This is a genomic window from Thermomicrobium sp. CFH 73360, from assembly GCF_023806465.1.
GTDB lineage: Bacteria > Chloroflexota > Chloroflexia > Thermomicrobiales > Thermomicrobiaceae > Thermomicrobium.
Map to the genome: position 1 here is coordinate 1 of NZ_JAMSLS010000008.1, position 17,230 is coordinate 17,230.

At 60.0% G+C, this 17,230-nt stretch carries 15 protein-coding genes; 9 read left to right on the plus strand and 6 right to left on the minus strand.

What is annotated here, in order from left to right; genetic code table 11:
* The first annotated feature begins 1,231 nt into the window (after nucleotides 1-1,231).
* Nucleotides 1,232-2,254, plus strand: a complete 1,023-nt coding sequence (aroF, locus tag NET03_RS11755; protein WP_252129118.1) for a 3-deoxy-7-phosphoheptulonate synthase — start codon at nucleotides 1,232-1,234, stop codon at nucleotides 2,252-2,254.
* Nucleotide 2,255: 1 nt separating this feature from the next.
* Here aroF and NET03_RS11760 read toward each other — a convergent pair whose 3' ends face one another.
* Entirely contained in the window at nucleotides 2,256-3,239 is a 984-nt protein-coding gene (locus tag NET03_RS11760; protein WP_252129119.1) for a phosphotransferase family protein, read from the minus strand.
* 141 nt (nucleotides 3,240-3,380) lie between these two features.
* Here NET03_RS11760 and NET03_RS11765 point away from each other — a divergent pair, with 141 nt between their 5' ends.
* On the plus strand, nucleotides 3,381-4,592 hold the full coding sequence (locus tag NET03_RS11765; protein ID WP_252129120.1) for a glycosyltransferase: 1,212 nt from the start codon (nucleotides 3,381-3,383) through the stop codon (nucleotides 4,590-4,592).
* Here NET03_RS11765 and NET03_RS11770 read toward each other — a convergent pair.
* Together NET03_RS11770 and NET03_RS11775 are read right to left on the minus strand one after the other, a co-directional pair.
* On the minus strand, nucleotides 4,550-5,386 hold the full coding sequence (locus NET03_RS11770; RefSeq protein WP_252129121.1) for a DUF429 domain-containing protein: 837 nt from the start codon (nucleotides 5,384-5,386) through the stop codon (nucleotides 4,550-4,552). The two genes, NET03_RS11765 and NET03_RS11770, sit on opposite strands and share 43 nt — an antisense overlap.
* Entirely contained in the window at nucleotides 5,377-5,772 is a 396-nt protein-coding gene (locus tag NET03_RS11775) for a hypothetical protein (protein WP_252129122.1), read from the minus strand. The genes NET03_RS11770 and NET03_RS11775 overlap by 10 nt, the downstream gene beginning before the upstream one ends.
* A 279-nt stretch (nucleotides 5,773-6,051) precedes the next feature.
* Here NET03_RS11775 and NET03_RS11780 point away from each other — a divergent pair, with 279 nt between their 5' ends.
* Both NET03_RS11780 and NET03_RS11785 read left to right on the plus strand, forming a co-directional pair.
* The gene (locus NET03_RS11780; protein ID WP_252129174.1) at nucleotides 6,052-6,969 is read left to right on the plus strand and encodes an HpcH/HpaI aldolase/citrate lyase family protein; all 918 of its coding nucleotides are present in this window, start codon (nucleotides 6,052-6,054) and stop codon (nucleotides 6,967-6,969) included.
* A gap of 258 nt (nucleotides 6,970-7,227) precedes the next feature.
* A complete protein-coding gene (locus NET03_RS11785; RefSeq protein ID WP_252129123.1) occupies nucleotides 7,228-7,686 on the plus strand; it encodes a hypothetical protein in 459 nt (152 codons plus the stop codon).
* Here NET03_RS11785 and NET03_RS11790 read toward each other — a convergent pair.
* Together NET03_RS11790 and NET03_RS11795 are read right to left on the minus strand one after the other, a co-directional pair.
* On the minus strand, nucleotides 7,643-8,356 hold the full coding sequence (locus NET03_RS11790) for a redox-sensing transcriptional repressor Rex (RefSeq protein WP_252129124.1): 714 nt from the start codon (nucleotides 8,354-8,356) through the stop codon (nucleotides 7,643-7,645). The two genes, NET03_RS11785 and NET03_RS11790, sit on opposite strands and share 44 nt — an antisense overlap.
* A 98-nt stretch (nucleotides 8,357-8,454) precedes the next feature.
* Complete coding sequence (locus NET03_RS11795; protein WP_252129125.1) at nucleotides 8,455-10,215, minus strand: NAD+ synthase; 1,761 nt, start codon at nucleotides 10,213-10,215, stop codon at nucleotides 8,455-8,457.
* A gap of 138 nt (nucleotides 10,216-10,353) precedes the next feature.
* Here NET03_RS11795 and recN point away from each other — a divergent pair, with 138 nt between their 5' ends.
* The 5 genes from recN to NET03_RS11820 all read left to right on the plus strand — a co-directional run bounded on the left by recN (nucleotide 10,354) and on the right by NET03_RS11820 (nucleotide 15,588).
* Nucleotides 10,354-12,099 (plus strand): DNA repair protein RecN, encoded by a 1,746-nt coding sequence (gene recN, locus NET03_RS11800; protein WP_252129126.1) that lies wholly within the window; start codon nucleotides 10,354-10,356, stop codon nucleotides 12,097-12,099.
* Between the two features lie 44 nt (nucleotides 12,100-12,143).
* Nucleotides 12,144-12,455, plus strand: coding sequence for a YbaB/EbfC family nucleoid-associated protein (locus NET03_RS11805; protein WP_252129127.1), 312 nt, complete (start codon nucleotides 12,144-12,146; stop codon nucleotides 12,453-12,455).
* A gap of 9 nt (nucleotides 12,456-12,464) precedes the next feature.
* Nucleotides 12,465-13,439: an LLM class F420-dependent oxidoreductase gene (locus NET03_RS11810; RefSeq protein ID WP_252129128.1), complete on the plus strand. Its 975-nt coding sequence runs from the start codon at nucleotides 12,465-12,467 to the stop codon at nucleotides 13,437-13,439.
* A 128-nt stretch (nucleotides 13,440-13,567) separates the two neighbouring features.
* On the plus strand, nucleotides 13,568-14,536 hold the full coding sequence (locus NET03_RS11815; protein WP_252129129.1) for a TIGR03560 family F420-dependent LLM class oxidoreductase: 969 nt from the start codon (nucleotides 13,568-13,570) through the stop codon (nucleotides 14,534-14,536).
* 89 nt (nucleotides 14,537-14,625) lie between these two features.
* A complete protein-coding gene (locus NET03_RS11820) occupies nucleotides 14,626-15,588 on the plus strand; it encodes a TIGR03560 family F420-dependent LLM class oxidoreductase (protein ID WP_252129130.1) in 963 nt (320 codons plus the stop codon).
* A gap of 18 nt (nucleotides 15,589-15,606) precedes the next feature.
* Here NET03_RS11820 and NET03_RS11825 read toward each other — a convergent pair whose 3' ends face one another.
* Entirely contained in the window at nucleotides 15,607-17,172 is a 1,566-nt protein-coding gene (locus NET03_RS11825; protein ID WP_252129131.1) for a phytoene desaturase family protein, read from the minus strand.
* Nucleotides 17,173-17,230: the final 58 nt, after the last annotated feature.

Consider the following 17,230-nt stretch of genomic DNA (forward strand, 5'->3'; position numbering starts at 1 on the left):
CAAGTGCCGCTGGTGCTTGAGCGGGTTGGCCGCGATTTGTGATCGTGGCATTTTGATTGGTCAAGGGACGCAACTGGACGGGACGTTCCGCTTCCACAACCAGGCTGGTGAAGATATTGCCCAGTTTGCCCTCGTTTCTGCGTTTAGCGAGTACACGGTCTGCCCGGTCGACTCGGTTATCAAGATCGATCCGGATCTCCCGTTGGATCGGGCATGTCTGGTCGGCTGCGCTGTTCCCACCGGCTGGGGTGCCGCCGTCAACCGCGCCCGGGTCCGTCCCGGGGAGACAGTGGCGATCTTCGGCACCGGCGGTGTCGGGATGAACGCGGTGCAGGGTGCCGCCATGGCCGNGGTTTCGTTGGTGACTGCTGAGGTGATTGGTACTGCGGTTCGGGCAACCCGCAAAGCGGGACGAACCGTGATTGTCGGGGCATCAGACCGACGGATGCAGCGTATGAACATTACTCCGGTCGATTTCATGCTACTCGCGAAGGAAATTGTCGGGACAATCTTCGGCCACAATGTGCCGCGTGTGGATATCCCGCGCTTGCTGAGTCTCTATCGCGACGGAAAGCTGAAGCTGGACGAGCTCGTGACGAAGCGTTATCGGCTGGACGAAATTAATCAGGCTTTCCTGGATCTCGAGGAAGGTCGGCTCATTCGAGGTGTTCTGGTCTTCGATTGAGGAGAGGGTAAACCAATTACGGCCAACCTCGTGGGCGATGTCCTGGATGATTGGGGTGAGCGAGGCCAGCGCTTGTTCGCTGATACCGTTTGCGTCTGGCGGGATGTGCGCGATGAAAAAAGTGCCTCTTTTGGTTTCTCGGCCGTTGAAGTGAAGTGTTCGTGGCGAACGCAACCACGGTACCTGCATGAGGAGGTAATCACCTGAGATGGTGCCATCCGCGAACTCGAGGATTCTCTCGGCACGTTGGATGCAAAGTGGTGCGCACAGTGCGCTGCATCGGAGAGGCGTGGTGTTTTGGACGATCAGGCACCCCCTTGACAGCCGGAGCCGTGAGGACTATAGTGAGTGACGCTATGGGTTGCGTGTCGCTTCAGCACCAGGCTTGGTTTGCGTACTACTTTAGCCCGCCGGCGTTGCTGGCGGGGCACCGGGTGTTGAAGCGCTGACCCCGTAGCCCGAAAAGCCAGTGACGCCGGCGAGCAGAGGTGATGACCTCTGCTCGCTTTGTTTTATGGAGACCCAGAAGGGAAAGGAGCTGAGGTGATGATTCTCCGGCTGCGGCCCGATGTTGATCCGCATGACCAGCAGGCACTGTTGGACGACTTACACCGTTGGGGGTTCACAGTCACGACACTTCTGCGGGGCGGCCAACCGATCTTGGCGGTGAATGGACAGGAAATCACGGCAGGTATTGCCGCAGAACTCGCAAGGTACCCGGGCGTCGAGGCAATCGTGACACCTTCCGAACCATACCGTTTGGCCGCTCTCGCGAGTCGGCCCCGAGGAACAACCGTACGAGTTGGAGATGTTGTTGTCGGCGGTCATGAGCCGGTTATCATCGCCGGGCCCTGCACGGTTGAGAATCGAGAGCAGCTGCTCCGCACTGCAGAAGCAGTGCGAGACGCAGGGGCATCGCTGCTGCGGGGAGGCGCATTCAAGCCACGAACTTCCCCATATAGTTTTCAAGGTCTTGGCGAGCGTGGCTTAGAACTCCTTGCGGAGGCACGGGAGCAGACCGGACTACCAATCGTGACGGAGGTATTGGATACCGAGCAGGTCGATCTTGTCGCTCAATATGCAGACATGCTCCAGATTGGCAGCCGGAACATGATGAACTTCGCACTTCTGCGGAAGGTAGCGGCAACTGGGAAACCGGTTCTTCTGAAGCGTGGTTTTGCCGCCACCATTGAGGAATGGCTGCTTGCTGCGGAATACCTTCTTGCTGGTGGGAACGATCAGGTGGTCCTCTGCGAACGAGGGGTGCGGAGTTTTGAACCAGCGACGCGATTCATGCTCGATCTCAATGCAGTCCCGCTGGTGCGCCAGTTGAGCCATCTACCAGTGATTGTCGACCCAAGTCATGGGACGGGGAGACGTGAACTCGTGCCACCTCTGTCGCTTGCAGCGATTGCTGCCGGAGCGCATGGTCTTCTCGTTGAGGTTCATGTCGAACCAGATGCCGCGCTCGTCGATGGTCGCCAGTCGATCGACCCCGCCACGCTTGCGAGCATCGTCCGGCGAGTGCGGGTGCTCAGCGAGCTCGCTGAGGAACTTGTGACTGCCTGAATCAGAGGTACGCCATTGCGGCCAGTCCAGAGCGCGCGGCCCGATGGGCGCTCTCGAGGGTCCGCACTACCCCGAACGGATCGCGGGGCCCTCCACTGAACGCGTGCGAGGCGCGGGCGGTCCAGGCGATGAGAGTTCGCTCGACAATATCGAGCAACGCGCGGGCGGGTGCATCAGCCAGCGTTGAGCCACCTGCCTGTAAGTAGCTGGCTTGCACAACGGAGAGAAAAAGCGCGCGGACCGCGTCGTCAAAAGGCGCAAGTTCGGTGAGAAGGCCGGCAAAGTCTGCGGCGGCCGGGCGAAGAGCGAGCTGCTCCCAACCGAACGCGCAGGTTACTTCACCGTTGTCTACAAACACACTCGCCAGCGGGAGGTGGCCGAGCGTCGGTACAAGGGGTGCACTGACATGCAATTGGTCATCGATCCAGTCGAGGATGCTCTCGAGTGTCCCCCGCAACAAATCTGGAGTGTCGCGTATTACCTCGCGGAGTGTTGCAAGGCGGGTACGGTCGAGCTCAGCAGTACGCTCTGCAGTTGCCTCGATGCCAAGCGCGCTGGATGGAGTGCGATGTAGCCGTACCAGGAACCGAGCCAGGCTCACTGCAGCGGCACTGATCTGCCACGGAGCATCACACTCGCGCAAGACCTTGGTGAGTGCGGTTCCCGACGGGAGCGAGCAGAGGAAGAGCACGTTTTCAGGGCCTTCAGCCACGCTGCGGATCGTTGGCGTCGGTAATCCGGCAGACGTCGCGATGGCGTACGAGGTTGTGGGAGTGGAGTACTCCAATGTTCGGGGAACGAGAAGTGCCAGCAGAGAAAGGGTACTCCGACTCTTGTCGGAGCGGTCACGGAAGATGACGTGCCAGGCGTTCCGTCGGAATGAGGGCAGCGGGCGAAATTCTGTGAGTATCACCTGCTGCGCGGGAACGAGACGAGCGAGGGCGGCGTCCAAAAGTTCGGGATACGGAAACGTGTGTGACTCCATAAGAGACTCCTCGTCATCCAACGACACGAATCGGCTTCACTGCCGAGGATAACCTGTTCACGCATACTTTCCCACCGACTCGTTACAATGACGCGGCGGTGGAAGAGATGGAGTTTTGAGAAAGGAAACGCGGAGATCTCGTTGCGCGTCCTGGTTGTTTCGCCATTATTGCCCTACCCAGTGAGAACGGGAGGAGCGCTGCGCATCTGGCAGCTCCTCCGCGCTCTCGCGTTGGAGCATGATGTCACGCTCCTTGCCAGCACTCCGCCCGATGTTCCGTGGGAGGAGGCAAGCGAGGTATTCGCTCCGGTTCGTCTCCTCCGGGTGCCAAGCGCCTGGACTCCGGGTGAGGGACCAACGCTTGCGAAGCGCGTTCGTCAACTGCGCTCGCTTTTCTCGCGGCGATCCGCCTTTTACTGGACGTTCGCGTGGCCGCTTGCTCCTGTCGTCCGGAAACTCGGGGAGCATGCATTCGATGTGGTGCAGGTGGAATATGGACCTTTAGGGCTGTTGCCATTTTCACCGGAGATGCCGCTTGTCCTCGACGCGCACAACGTGGAGTACCGGGCGCTGGAGCGTATTGCTGGGCAAGCCCCCGTGTGGCGCCGACTGTGGCTACACCTGGAAACCGCTCGTGTCCGGCGGGACGAGCGGGCGGCTTGGCAACGAGCGACGTGGTGTCTTGCCACGTCCCGTGTCGATGCACACGAGATTGCTGCGGTCAGCGAAGCACGCGTAGCGATCGTCCCGAATGGCGTCGAATTGGACCGCTATCCGTTGCAACCTCCTGAACTAGCGGAGCCAGATCATGTGCTTTTTGTTGGGAGCTTTCGGTACTGGCCGAACGTGGATGGAATCCGGTGGTTCACCGAACAGGTGTGGCCGCGAATCGTCCGTTGTCGTCCCACGGCGCGGCTAACCCTCGTCGGTTTTGATCCGCCTGCGGAGGTGCGGCGTCTCCAAAGGATACCTGGGGTTGTGGTGGTCGGTACCGTACCGGACGTCTGGCCCTGGCTCGCCCGGGCAAGTGTCGTCGTTGTGCCACTGCGCGCGGGAAGTGGGACGCGTCTCAAACTCTTGGAGGCGCTCGCAGCGGGGAAAGCGGTGGTCTCCACGCGGCTTGGGGCCGAGGGGGTGGAGTGCGAACATGGACGCCATCTCCTCCTCGCGGAGGAGCCACAGGCCTTCGCCGAGAGTGTCTTATCACTGCTTGCTTCTCCGGAACAGCGGCGAGCGCTCGGTAGGGCGGGGCGGCAGCTTGTCGAGGAGGAGTACGCGTGGGAGCGGATTGCGGAGAAACTTCTCGCTGTCTACCGCCGATTGACGAGCGGATATGGTGGCTGCGGCACGTAGATCCAGCCCTCGCGACTGGCTTCAGGCGGTAGGTTTGATGACGGAGGGTTCCGCATCGTCACGAGCCAGGCGGTCACGGCAGCGACAATGCTATCGAGTCCATCACCCCCAGGTTGCGCGATCACGGTATCAGAGAGCGCCGGTGAGAGCGTGACACCAAGGCCCTGGAGACCCCTGAGGATCTGCTCCCGGGCAGCTTGTGCGTCAGTGGTTCTCCCCTTGTAACGACAGTGTGGTAGGTCGAGTGCCCGGAGTGATACTGCAGGGCACACTTCCAGAAGATAGGGCCGATCTAAGGCACGTGAGTGAAACGGGGCGACCGCGACCATGCGTTGCTCGACGAGGGGGTGGAGAACTTCTCTTAGCCATGTATCAGTCTGGAGAAAAAGGCGCAGGTTGGTGGGGGCAAAGGGAGCGTGTACCAGGCGATCCGTGAGTCGCTTGCGCTCGCGGCCAGAGGGGTCTCGCCCGGCGCGTCGGAGGGCGTCAGGATCAGGAAAACGACGGGGATACGTGCACAACCAGTCCTCCCAGATTGTATCCACGAGCGGAAGCGGCAAACTGAAGCATGCATCACAGCCGATGACGCTTGGTCCGCTGCGTGCGATGAAGGAAACAAGTGCTGTCGGAATCGGCTGGGATGGATATTCGAGTAACGTCCGCACCGGTCGGCTTTCTGCCACCGTGAGGTGATCGTGATCACCAAAAGCGACGGTGACCCAAGTTCGATCGGCAGCGTCTCGGGCAGCACTAAAGTCGATGCCGATGAAGCGCGTGTGCGGTTCTACTTCCATGCGCGTTCTTCGAGTTCTCGCTCCAATGCGGCAGCCAGACGGGCAAAGGCGGGAGGATACTGTCGGGTAAGAATAGCCTGGACAAGGGGCAGGAGTTCCAGGTCGACTGCTTCCGCGAGCCGGAGAACCGGTCCACCTGGCCGCTCGATCCATCTGCCTCCAAAGGCCAACCGAATAGTCTCACCAACGTAGGCAGCAAGTGGCTGCGCAAGCTCTGTGAGGTCTTGCGGACGCTCGCCACCATAGACCTCGGCGAGATGCAACCACTCGTCGAGGAGGTCATCGAGCACGACAAGCGCGTCCAGCGAGAAATCGAGTTCCTGACCTGTTGCCTCGCGAACTCGCTCGGCAAACTCTCGTGCCAGGCGAGACTGATCCTGTGCCATCACTCTCCCTGAGGTCAGTGTACCGCATGTTGGAGGGGATCGACTGGACAAGTATGGAAAGACGCAACCGTCTTGCTGAGATTCCCACTATTGCGAGAGCGGGGGACACAAGCTTCCTTGGCGCTTGTTTGGATAATCTCCCGTGGTTGGCGACGTAGCGATTCGGCTGCAGAGTCAATTGTGGAGCGATAGCGTCGGAGAACATAGAAGAGATGACAGTAGAGCCGCTCCTGCTCTATCCTGCGCCTGGGGAAGGACAAGAGGAGAAAGGAGTTGACGGTGCTGCATCCGGAGCGAAGCGTCCTTTCCGTTCCCGGTTCACGGCCAGAACTCTTCGAGAAAGCGTTGCGTTCTGAAGCGGATCTCGTTTTTCTCGATCTTGAAGATTCGGTCGCGGAGACTGCCAAGGGGGAGGCGCGCCGTCATGTGGTGCGGGCCTTACAGGAACTGGATTGGCGCGGACGTCCACGAGCGGTGCGGATTAACCCGCTGGACTCTCCGCATTGCTATCGTGACCTCGTCGAACTTGTCGAATCGGCTGGCAATCGTCTTAACATCATCATTCTGCCTAAAGTTGACCACCCCGACGAGGTCCGTGCGGTTTGCCTGCTGTTGAACCAGCTGGAAACGGCGGGTGGTATTGGGCATCGCGTCGAGTTAGAGGTTCAGCTTGAAACGGCGAGTGGCATTCTGCATGCGGCAGCAATTGCAGCAGCGAGCGATCGGCTGCGCAGTCTCGTTTTCGGCCCGGGGGACTACGCTGCCTCAATGGGAATGCCAATGACCGCGATCGGCATGACCGATCGCTGGGACGAAGTGTACGGCGGTTCTCGGCTCCACTATCCGATGCACCACTTGCTGGTCGCGGCGCGGGCTTATGGACTCCGGGCGATCGATGGCCCCTACGCTGATTATCGAGATCTTGACGGATTACGCCGTGCTGCTCTGCAGGCGAGGGCGCTCGGGTATGACGGCAAGTGGTGCATCCATCCAGCGCAGATCTCGGTCGTCAACGAGGTGTTCACACCGACAGAAGAGGAAATCGCGTGGGCAAAGGAAGTGCTGCGTGCCTATCACGAAGCTGAGCAGCAGCGCCGTGGCGCGACGGCAATTGGGACGACGATGATTGATGCGGCGAGCTTGCGGATGGCCGAGAGCACGCTGGCACGTGCTCGCGCGGCAGGCCTAGGGTTCTGACCCTAACACCAAGTGTTGGTGCGACTGTCGGATAAGGTTCAGTGAGCAGCATGACCTAACGTTGGCTTTTTCGCGAGGTGAACTCGCGTGCTGCTCGAGAAGAGGCTTTGCGGGATTTGCTGCCTTGCACTGCGCGCTCAGCCCTTGTGGTGGGCGATTGTCGGGGGCCGCGGTTCATGGTAGGGTATCGCTCAGCCGTCGCACTCCGCGAAGCGGTGGTGCAGGTCCGTCTGGCCATGCCTTGGTTGGAGGCGGGTCGTGTCGTTCGACCTGCGGCTCTGGTTGCTTATTCTGGTGAGCGCACTACTGCTGGTCACCATCGAGTTAACAGAAGACTATTTGGAGCGGAGTTGGCCGCGCGTACGTCGGCCAGCTAATGGCTGGGCTTCGTCGGAGGGGGTGCAGCAACTTTGGACAGTGGTAGGCGCGTTGGTTTTCCCAGGTATCGTTTTGCTTCTCTTGAATCTTGCTGTACTTGTTTGGCGTGACTTGTCTTTGACCCCGGTCTTGGTGCTGGGCGCGATGCTCATCGGCCTCGGCTGGGCCGGATACCTGCTACTGATCAGCCAAATCGGCGGACTCGATGATTATCTCGAAGGGATTGGAGCGACACTTCCGCTCGCACTGATGGCCGTCCTACTGGTCGGTGATCTGCTCCTCCTGATCGGTTTCCTTAGCTCGTTACCGGACGTCTCTCTGCGGCGATTGTTGCCCTAAGCGCTGGAACTAAGGTCGCGTGTCCGTTCTCCTCTGAGCGATATCCATTTTCGCGAACATAGTACGTCATGCTCTGGAGCATACTGATCGGGTCAATTTCGCGTACTGTGACATCGGGGGGAACGTGGAGGACCACGGGAGCATAGTTAAGGATGGCCCGCACTCCGCCTGCCACAAGACGATTGGCGACTTCTTGTGCCGCCTCTGCCGGAACAGCAATGATGCCGATGCGGATGCTCAGCTCGCTGATGACCCGTTCGATCTCAGTCTCGGGGAGGACAACTATTCCGTTGACAACTTGACCAACGTGCTCTGGATTCTTAGCGAAGATTGCCGCGATCCGGAAGCCGTTTGGCTCGAAGCCGCGGTAATGGGCGATGGCTTGACCGAGATTTCCATATCCAACGAGCGCCACATTCCAGACCCGATCGAGCTGCAGCACACCTTCGAGTTCGCGGATGAGTGCCTCAACCGAATAACCATAGCCCTGTTTGCCGAAACGGCCAAAGTAGGAGAGGTCGCGTCGGATCTGTGCCGCAGTCGAGCCGAGCTGCTGGGCGAGCTCTTCGGACGAGATTGTTCGCCAGCCGTCACGATGCAGCTGGCGGAGGGTCCGCAAGTACAGTGGTAAGCGTCTGATGACGATATCAGGAACCGCTCCGTTGCGCACCGCTCACTCGCCTTTCCTCGGTCGAGTTTCATCACAAAGACATACTCACCATGAGTCGTGTGGCGCAACTGTATCAATTCTGTGAGGGACGCGGCAACTCAACCGCGGAACCAGTTCGCGATAGGCAATCGGCGATCGCGGCCGAAGGCGCGCGGCGTGAGCTTGACCCCTGGTGCCGCTTGACGTCGCTTGTATTCCGCGCGATCGACCATTGCAATGACACGATCGACAATTTCGGGATCGAACCCCTCACGGATCAGTTCCTCTCGCCCCATGTCCTGCTCGACATAGAGTTCGAGCAGTGGATCGAGGATCTCGAACGGCGGAAGGGTGTCGACGTCTTTCTGATTGGGGCGGAGTTCCGCGGAAGGGGGTTTTGTGAAGACGCGCTCGGGGATGACCGGCGACAGACTATTGCGATACCGCGCCAGTTCGTAGACGAGAAGCTTCGGAACATCCTTGAGTACTCCGAATCCCCCAGCCATGTCGCCATACAATGTAGCGTAACCGCAAGCCATCTCAGACTTGTTGCCGGTTGTCAGGACGATCGGCCCAAAGCGATTCGAGTAGGTCATTAGGATCGTTCCACGGATACGGGCCTGGAGATTCTCGTCAGCGACATCGGGTTCTTCGGGTTGGTTACCCAACGGTGCAAGTACCTCGCGGAAGACGCGGTGTACTGGCTCAATGGGAATGACAATGAAGCGGATTCCGAGATTGCGGGCGAGCGCTTCAGCATCCTCCATACTGTGCCGCGAAGAATACCGGCTTGGCATCGAAAGACCGGTTACATTCTCCGGCCCAAGGGCGTCTGCTGCGATGCAGGCTGTCAATGATGAGTCGATGCCGCCCGAGAGGCCGATGACCGCGGTACGGAAACCCGTCTTGCGCACATAGTCACGGACGCCGGTCACTAGTGCTTGGTAAATCTCGGCGGTTCCCTCAAGGGGTATCCGTTGTCGGCGGACATGCTCCGGCAGCGATGGGAGCTGTCCATCTGGCACCGGCAGCGGGATCTCATGGTCAATGACAGGGAGCGTGGGATGCGGCTCGGAGCGTGCAAGCCACCGTCGGCGGGGATCGTGGAGCCAACTGGAAAGCACACGCGTGACAGGCAGATCAACGATAATAAGGTCCTCGTCGAACGAGGCACCTCGGGCGAGAACTGTCCCGTTCGGGTCAAGGACGAGACTGTTCCCGTCGAAAACAAGCTCGTCCTGACCACCGACCATATTGACGTACGCGAGATAGCAGCCGCAATCTGAAGCACGCGTTTGGAGCATCGTCTGACGCTGTTGCCACTTTCCACGGTGATATGGGGAACCGTTGATGTTGACCAGAAGGTCGATTCCCTGTGTGGCGAGGCTGCTGGCTGGTCCCACGGGGTACCAGATATCCTCGCAGATCGTCACGCCAAAGCGCAGATTCCCCCAGAGGAATCGATACGTCTGCGTCCCGCGAGCAAAATAGCGATCTTCGTCGAAGACACCATAGGTCGGCAGGTGGTGCTTGGGTACGACGGCGACGAGCTCGCCGCGGGCGAGGACGGCCGCTCCGTTGTAGAGCATGCCGCCTTCCACCCAGGGGACACCGACGATGAGCACCCGATCAGGGACGACATCGAGGAGCTGAAGGAGTGCACGGCGGGCTGCCTCGACGAAGCTCACCTTGAGGAGGAGGTCTTCTGGCGGATAGCCAGTGATGACAAGCTCTGGAAAGGCGATAATGGAGCTGCCAAGTTCTGCTGCCTGCCGTGCTAGGTCACGAATCAATCGGACGTTCCCAGGAAAGTCCCCAACCGTTGGATCGACTTGTGCCAGTGCAATCCGCCAGGTATCGCGTGTCACTTCGTCTGCCACCGTCGCTTCCTTCCCCCTTCTTGGCGATTGTCGCTTGTTTCTCAGTGTAACAGCGGTCAGCTGTGCTCGGTGCCGTACAATTTGAATCAGCATCCGGAACGAAGCGGCCCGAACGGGCTCGGATGGATCGTGAGGACAATGTTGCTGCAACTCACAATCCGAAACATTGCAATCATCCGCGAAGTCCAAGTGGAGTTCGGCCCGGGTTTCACCGCGCTGACTGGGGAGACCGGCGCTGGAAAGTCAATCCTCATCGATGCGTTGGGGCTCGTGCTCGGAGCACGTGCCTCGAGTGATCTCGTGCGCAGCGGCGCGTCGCGTGCCTGGGTCGAGGCGATCTTCGACGTCTCTCAGCTTAGTGCAACCGGGTTAGCCGCGGCACTTGCTGAGTCTGGAATCGTGCCGGAGGACGATCAATTGATCCTTTCCCGAGAAGTGCAAGCGAACGGGCGCAGTATCGCTCGAGTGAACGGGCAGGCTGTGCCGGCCGGGGTGCTTGCGACGATCGGCGCAGCTCTGGTCGATATTCATGGGCAGAGTGACCATCTCTCGCTTCTCAAGACTGAACGGCAGCTTGAGCTCCTCGATCGGTTTGGCGGATTGCTCCCGCTGCGCAGTGAATTGGCACGAGCAGTTCGTGAGTTTCGCGCGACGCTCCGCGAACTTGACCAGTTACGGGCCCAGGAGCGCGATCGAGCGCATCGCATCGACTTCCTGCGGTACCAGCTCCAAGAGATTACGGGTGCTCGGCTGCGGCCGGACGAAGAGGAGGAACTCCAGCGAGAGCGAGCTCGTCTGCAGAATGCTGAGCGTCTCGCGATGCTCGCCGCAGAGGTCGTCGCCAACTTGGACGGCGAAGACGACACACCGTTGGACGCGCTGCGGCGTGCAAGCTTGCGATTGGAGGAACTTGCACGCTTGGATCCCGACCAGCAAGGGCTTGTTGGGCAGCTTCGAGAAGCACTCTATAGTATTGAAGATGTCGTGCGAACGATGCGGGTGTACGCGGAGACGGTTGAGTCTGACCCCGATCGTCTGGCAGCGATTGAAGACCGACTCGAATTGCTCAGACGCCTCAAGCGCAAGTATGGCGCGACGGTCGAAGAGATCTTAAGCTACGCTGAGCGGGCGCGACGAGAGTTGGAGACGCTGGAATCGAGTGATGAGCGGATCGCTGAGCTGGAGGCGCGGGCCGAGGCGCTCGCGGCTGAGGTGGTTCAGCGCGCAGAGGAGTTGAGCCAGCGTCGGCGCAGAGCGGCTGTCGACTTGGAACGCGCGATGAGCGAGGCGATGCGGGCGCTGCGGCTTGGCCAAGGACGATTTACCGTGCTCTTTGACGATTCGGCTCGCCTGGAGTCGATTGTCGGGCGTGCTGCGACCTGCAGTGAAAGCGGTTGGGATCGGGCGGAATTTCTCATCGCGCCAAATCCGGGTCAGGAACCGCGGCCACTCGCGCGGATTGCTTCTGGTGGTGAGATGGCACGGTTGATGTTGGCCTTGAAATCGATCTTGTCTGAGGTGGATGAGACGCCGACACTGGTATTTGACGAAGTTGATGTGGGGATCGGAAGCCGGAGCGCACAGGTTGTGGGTGAACGGTTGTGGGAACTCGCCCAACGACACCAGGTCATTGTGATCAGCCATCTTCCACAGATCGCAGCGTTTGCGGATCGACACTATAAAATCACGAAGCATGTCGAGGAAGGAACGACGGAAACTCTTGTCCACGAACTCCGTGGAGAAGCGCGCCTGGAGGAGCTGGCAGCGATGATGGATGGCGTGCCGATCACCCCAGAGTCGCTGGCGAATGCACGGGCGATGGTGGAGCGCGTGGAGCAGCGGAAGGCGGCGCTCGCGGGCATCCGCGTCAGCTCGAACCGGTGAAGGTGCGGTCAGGGCCCGTAGGGGCAAGTGAAGGAAGGTGCGTCGTGCAGCCAAATTTGCGTCTTTTGAAGCAGGTTCAAGAGCAGCTCGCAAAGGTTCAGGCTGAATTATCTGAATTGGTGGTTGAGGGCTCGGCTGGCGGCGGGGCGGTACGCGTGGAAGTGGACGGTCTCCGGCATGTGCGTCGTGTGACACTTGATCCAGCAGTGGTCGAGACCGGTGATACGGAAATGCTGGAGGACCTCATTGCAGCGGCGGTAAACGATGCGCTGCGTCGCGTCGATGAGGCGGTCACAGCAAAGGTCGGGGCACTGGCGGGAGGGCTTGGTCTCCCGTTCCCCAGTGGATCTCTGTGAGGAAGAGCCATGAAGCTCGGGATCATGGTGGAGGGGCAGGAAGACGTTACCTGGGAGCGCTGGCTGCGCGTGGTGGATCTTGCCGAGGCCCTTGGTTTCGATTCCATTTGGCGCTCAGATCACCTCACTTCGGTCGTTGGAGCTTCAGAGCGGGCTTCCCTTGCACTGTGGCCGTCGTTGACCGCGGCCGCGCTTCGTACGAAGCGGATTCGCTTCGGGCAGCTCGTCTCTCCGGTGACTTTCCGCCATCCAGTAGAACTCGCCCAGCATGCGGTTGCGCTCGACCATCTCTCTGGAGGACGCTATGTGCTGGGCATTGGTGCGGGATGGTTCGAACGGGAACATCGGGCGTTCGGCTTTGTTCTACCGCCAGTTCGTGAGCGTTCAGAGCGTCTACGCGAGGCGCTAGAGGTGATTCGGCTGCTGTGGAGTGGAGAGCCAAGAACCTATCGTGGGCAACATTTCTGTCTTGAACAAGCTGTTCTCCGGCCACGGCCGCTTCGTCCGAGTGGCGTCCCCATCATGATTGGGGGAGGTGGAGAGCGAAAGACGCTGCGCCTTGTGGCTGAGTTCGCTGACGAGTGGAATCCAGGATTCACCGATCCAGATGGATTCCGTCGAAAGGACGAGCGTCTTCGCGCTTACTGTTCGGAGTTGGGCCGTGATCCTGCGACTATTCGGCGAACCTTGATGGCAGGATACGTCATCGGCCGGACGGAGGCGGAGCTCCGGAAGCGAGCGATGCGGCTCCAAGAATATTTGACTGGGGAGCAACCACTGTACTTCACGCGACGTTACGAGGCAGATGAGTTCTTAGCCGAATTGCGCCGGCGTTCGTGGTTCGTCGGGCGGCCTGCGGAGATTGTCGATCAGCTGCGAACGTGGGCTGCACTCGGCGTCGACCTGGTCATGCTCCAGACGCTTGATCTCGACGATATCGACCAGATTGAACTGATCGCCCGCGAAGTCCTACCACACGTGTGAGTTCGGAAAGTGCGTCCAGTGGTCAGGACAGGGTTTTTGCGCGTTTTATAAAGTTCTAAAATAGCGAGGCTCCTGTGTTGGAATGGTGATGCGCGGGGCGCGTTTGTGGTTGGGAAAAGGACAGTCGCATGCAACTTGGAGTGATGGTGGCCATCCAGGAAGACGTAACCTGGGAGGGTTGGCTGCGAGTAGTCGAGCATGCGGAGCGCCTAGGCTTCGAGTCGGTCTGGACCTCCGATCACTTATGGACCGTCTTTCCAGGAGCTGCACGCGAATCCCTGGCGATGTGGCCGGCGCTCACAGCGGCGGCGCTGCTGACCTCGCGCGTGCGCATTGGGCAGCTTGTCTCACCGACCACCTATCGGCACCCTGTCGAACTCGCGCAAAATGCAGTCGCGCTGGATCACCTCTCCGGCGGACGGTACATCCTTGGGATCGGGGCAGGTTGGCAGGAGCGAGAGCATCAGGCGTTTGGATTCCAGCTCCCGCCACCTAGTCTGCGGGTCGAGCGGCTACGGGAGAGTCTGCAGATAGTCCGGGCGTTGTGGCGTGGCGGGCCGGTGCACCACAAAGGCCGCTTCTTCTCGCTGGACGGTGCGGTGCTTCGTCCGACTCCCCTCCGTGGTGAAGGGGTGCCGATTCTGATTGGAGGTGGAGGAGAACGGCGCACACTTCGCGTGGTGGCGGAGTTTGCTGACGAATGGAATCCCGGATTCGTCGATCCGGAGTCGTATCGTCGGAAGAATTCGATTCTTGAAGAGTTCTGCCGGGAATTGGGTCGGGATCCAGCGTCGATCCGCCGAACGCTCATGATGACCTCTGTGATCGGGCGCTCGCAAGCCGAGCTCCGAGAGAAGGCGTTACGGTTCGCGCATTGGCGAGGAGAAGACCGAGATAGGCCCGATCCAGAGCGGATTCTTGAGGAGCTACGACGGCGGTGGTGGCTGGTTGGCACACCGCGGGAGATCGTGAGCCAAATTCGGGGTTGGGCGGCATTGGGTATTCAACGAATCATGCTGCATTTGTTCGATCTAGACGACGTGGACGGCTTGGAACTCATGGCGCGAGAAGTGCTCCCCGCTGTCAGTCGTTCGTAGAGAGTGCCGGCGGCGTAGTGGTCGCTCCGCCCTGATGGCACGGAGCAGGCATTCCTAGAAACGAGTCGGTGTCCGGAAGGGAGTAGCGAATGCGAATCGGCATTATGGTCGAGGGTCAGGAGGATGTTACCTGGGAGCGCTGGTTCCGTGTAGTGGCACTTACGGAGGAGCTCGGCTTTGATTCACTGTGGCGGTCCGATCATCTCTTCTCGGTTATCGGCGTGGTCGAGCGCGAGACCCTCGCGCTCTGGCCATCACTCACTGCAGTGGCGCTGCGCACGACTCGGATCACCTTTGGACAACTCGTTTCACCGGTGAGTTTCCGGCATCCGGTCGAACTTGCTCAGCATGCGGTGGCGCTCGACCATCTTTCCGGTGGGCGATACGTCCTCGGAGTAGGCGCCGGGTGGTACGAGCGAGAGCACGAGGCATTCGGATTTGCGTTGCTCTCGGTGCGGGAGCGGATGGAGCGTCTGGCTGAAGCACTTGAGGTGATCCGCCTCCTCTGGACGGGTGAGGTTGTCTCTCATCAGGGAACATACTACCAGCTTGTACAGGCGCAGCTTCGTCCTCGGCCGTTGCGTGAGGCTGGCCTGCCTATCGTGATCGGTGGGAGAGGAGAGCGCCGTACGCTACCGCTTGCAGCAAGGTACGCGGCCGAGTGGAACGTCACGAATGTTGGCGTGGAGGAGCACGCGCGCAAGGTTGCACTCTTGCATGAGCATTGCCGGGCGATTGGGCGAGATCCGGAGACGGTCGTCTGTTCGTGGATGGTAGCGCACCTTATCGGTCGCGATGGCTCGGAGCTGGAGGAGCGAGCTCACCGGTTGCGGCGGTGGTTCCCCTTCTGGAGTACGCTGAGCCCCGCAGAGGTGATCGCGGAGGCGAAGCGGCGCCATTGGCTCGTTGGTACGCCTGAGGAGGTTCTTGAGCAGATCCGGGCACGTGCCGCGATTGGTGTCCGCCGTCTCATGCTCCAAACCTTCGACCTTGACGACGTCGATGCACTCCGCTTGATCGCGACGGAGATTGTGCCGGCTGTCGCCCAGTGAGGGAGAGCACCGCGGGGATCAACCCGCGCGGTGCTCAAGGTCAGCGATGACTTGGAGCGCGCAGTTTCGACCCGGTGCGCCGAAGACAGCACCACCTGGCCAGGCCCCGGAGCCACACAAGTAGAGCCTTTCAATGGGTGATTCATAGCCCGAAAAGCCTGGTGCAGGGCGAAAAGCGAACATCTGGTCGGGCGTTATTTCGCCGTGGAAAATGTTCCCACCGGTGATACCGATAATCTCTTCGATATCGCGTGGCCCGAGGACGGTCATGTAGTCGATAGCGTCCCAGATGTTTGGCGCGTATTCGGCAAGGGTATCGATGATGTTCCGCCCAATTTCGTCTTTTCGCTCTTCCCAGCTACCTTCTGCCAGATCGTACGGGGCGTACTGCACGTAGAGCGACATGACATGCTTGCCTGGAGGGGCGAGGCCATCCTCCGTGGCGGATTGGATATAGCAATCCATGAACGGACGTGCCGAGGGACGTCCATGCTTGCAGTCCTCCCAGGCCCGCTCGAGATAATCGATCGATGGGTTGATCACGATGCCGCCCGTATGCTGCGGTCCAACCTCCGTACCGGGGTAGCAACGGAAATTCGGCAGCTGGTTGAGGCCGAGGAGGACTTTCACCACTGACCCCTTGACTTTCATCCGCGCGATCGCGTCGCGGAACGACGCTGGCAGATGGTGGGCGGGTACCAAGCGGAGGAATGTCCGCTGCGGGTCAGCATTGGAGAGAATCGCGCGGGCGGTGAAGCGGCGGCCATCGACAAGTCGCACACCTCGCGCTCTGCCGTCGATAACGTCGATCTCCGCCACTTCGGCGTCCGTGAGGATGCTGACACCGTGATCGCGACAAAAGCCGGCGAGGGCTTCGGCGATCGTACCCATCCCGCCGCGGACAAAACCCCAAGCTCCTTGATGGCCGTTGAGATTACCGAGCAAATGGTGAAACTTCACATAAGCGGTGCCCGGTGACTTGGGGCCGAGGTTCACACCAATGACTCCGCCCGTGCACAGAGGGGCCTTGATTTCTTCACTTTCAAAGAACAAATCAAGCACCTCAGCGATGCTCTTCATTAAGAGAGTGCGGAGATCCTCGAGTCCTTCTGGTCCCTGGAACGCCTGCTCGAGTTCAGCCAGCGTTGGAGCAGGTCGCAGGAGGAACGGACGGAAACGGGCGATCATGCGGTTCCACATTGCCCAGTATTCGTCCCAGCGCTCAGCGTCGCGACGAGAGAACTTCCGGAGTTCCTCGCGTGTGCGGCGTTCGTCCAGGAAAACCATGAGAGAGCGGCCGTCTGGGAAGGGGACGAAGTATTGTGGATCGAAGGGACGCACCTCATAACCGTACTTTGGGAGCTCGAGATCACGGACTACTTCTGGCAAGAGTAAGCTGCAAACATAGGAGCAAGTTGAGAGCCGGTATCCAGGAAAGTGCTCCTCGGTCACGGTCGCGCCGCCGATGATGGAACGCCGTTCGAGCACAAGCACGCGCTTGCCGGCGCGGGCCAGATAACCAGCTGCGATGAGGCCATTGTGGCCAGAGCCAATGACAATCGCGTCGTAGTCCGGTCTCGTCATCTTATCCTCCTTGTGGATCGAGTGCCACCTTCAGCTATATGGCATCGTCGCTGACAAC

Excerpts from the sequence above, each read along its gene's own strand:
- aroF (WP_252129118.1), top strand. The coding sequence starts at position 1,232 with ATGATTCTCCGGCTGCGGCCCGATGTTGATCCGCATGACCAGCAGGCA.
- NET03_RS11760 (WP_252129119.1), bottom strand. The coding sequence starts at position 3,239 with ATGGAGTCACACACGTTTCCGTATCCCGAACTTTTGGACGCCGCCCTC.
- NET03_RS11770 (WP_252129121.1), bottom strand. The coding sequence starts at position 5,386 with ATGGAAGTAGAACCGCACACGCGCTTCATCGGCATCGACTTTAGTGCT.
- NET03_RS11775 (WP_252129122.1), bottom strand. The coding sequence starts at position 5,772 with ATGGCACAGGATCAGTCTCGCCTGGCACGAGAGTTTGCCGAGCGAGTT.
- recN (WP_252129126.1), top strand. The coding sequence starts at position 10,354 with ATGTTGCTGCAACTCACAATCCGAAACATTGCAATCATCCGCGAAGTC.
- NET03_RS11810 (WP_252129128.1), top strand. The coding sequence starts at position 12,465 with ATGAAGCTCGGGATCATGGTGGAGGGGCAGGAAGACGTTACCTGGGAG.
- NET03_RS11815 (WP_252129129.1), top strand. The coding sequence starts at position 13,568 with ATGCAACTTGGAGTGATGGTGGCCATCCAGGAAGACGTAACCTGGGAG.
- NET03_RS11820 (WP_252129130.1), top strand. The coding sequence starts at position 14,626 with ATGCGAATCGGCATTATGGTCGAGGGTCAGGAGGATGTTACCTGGGAG.
- NET03_RS11825 (WP_252129131.1), bottom strand. The coding sequence starts at position 17,172 with ATGACGAGACCGGACTACGACGCGATTGTCATTGGCTCTGGCCACAAT.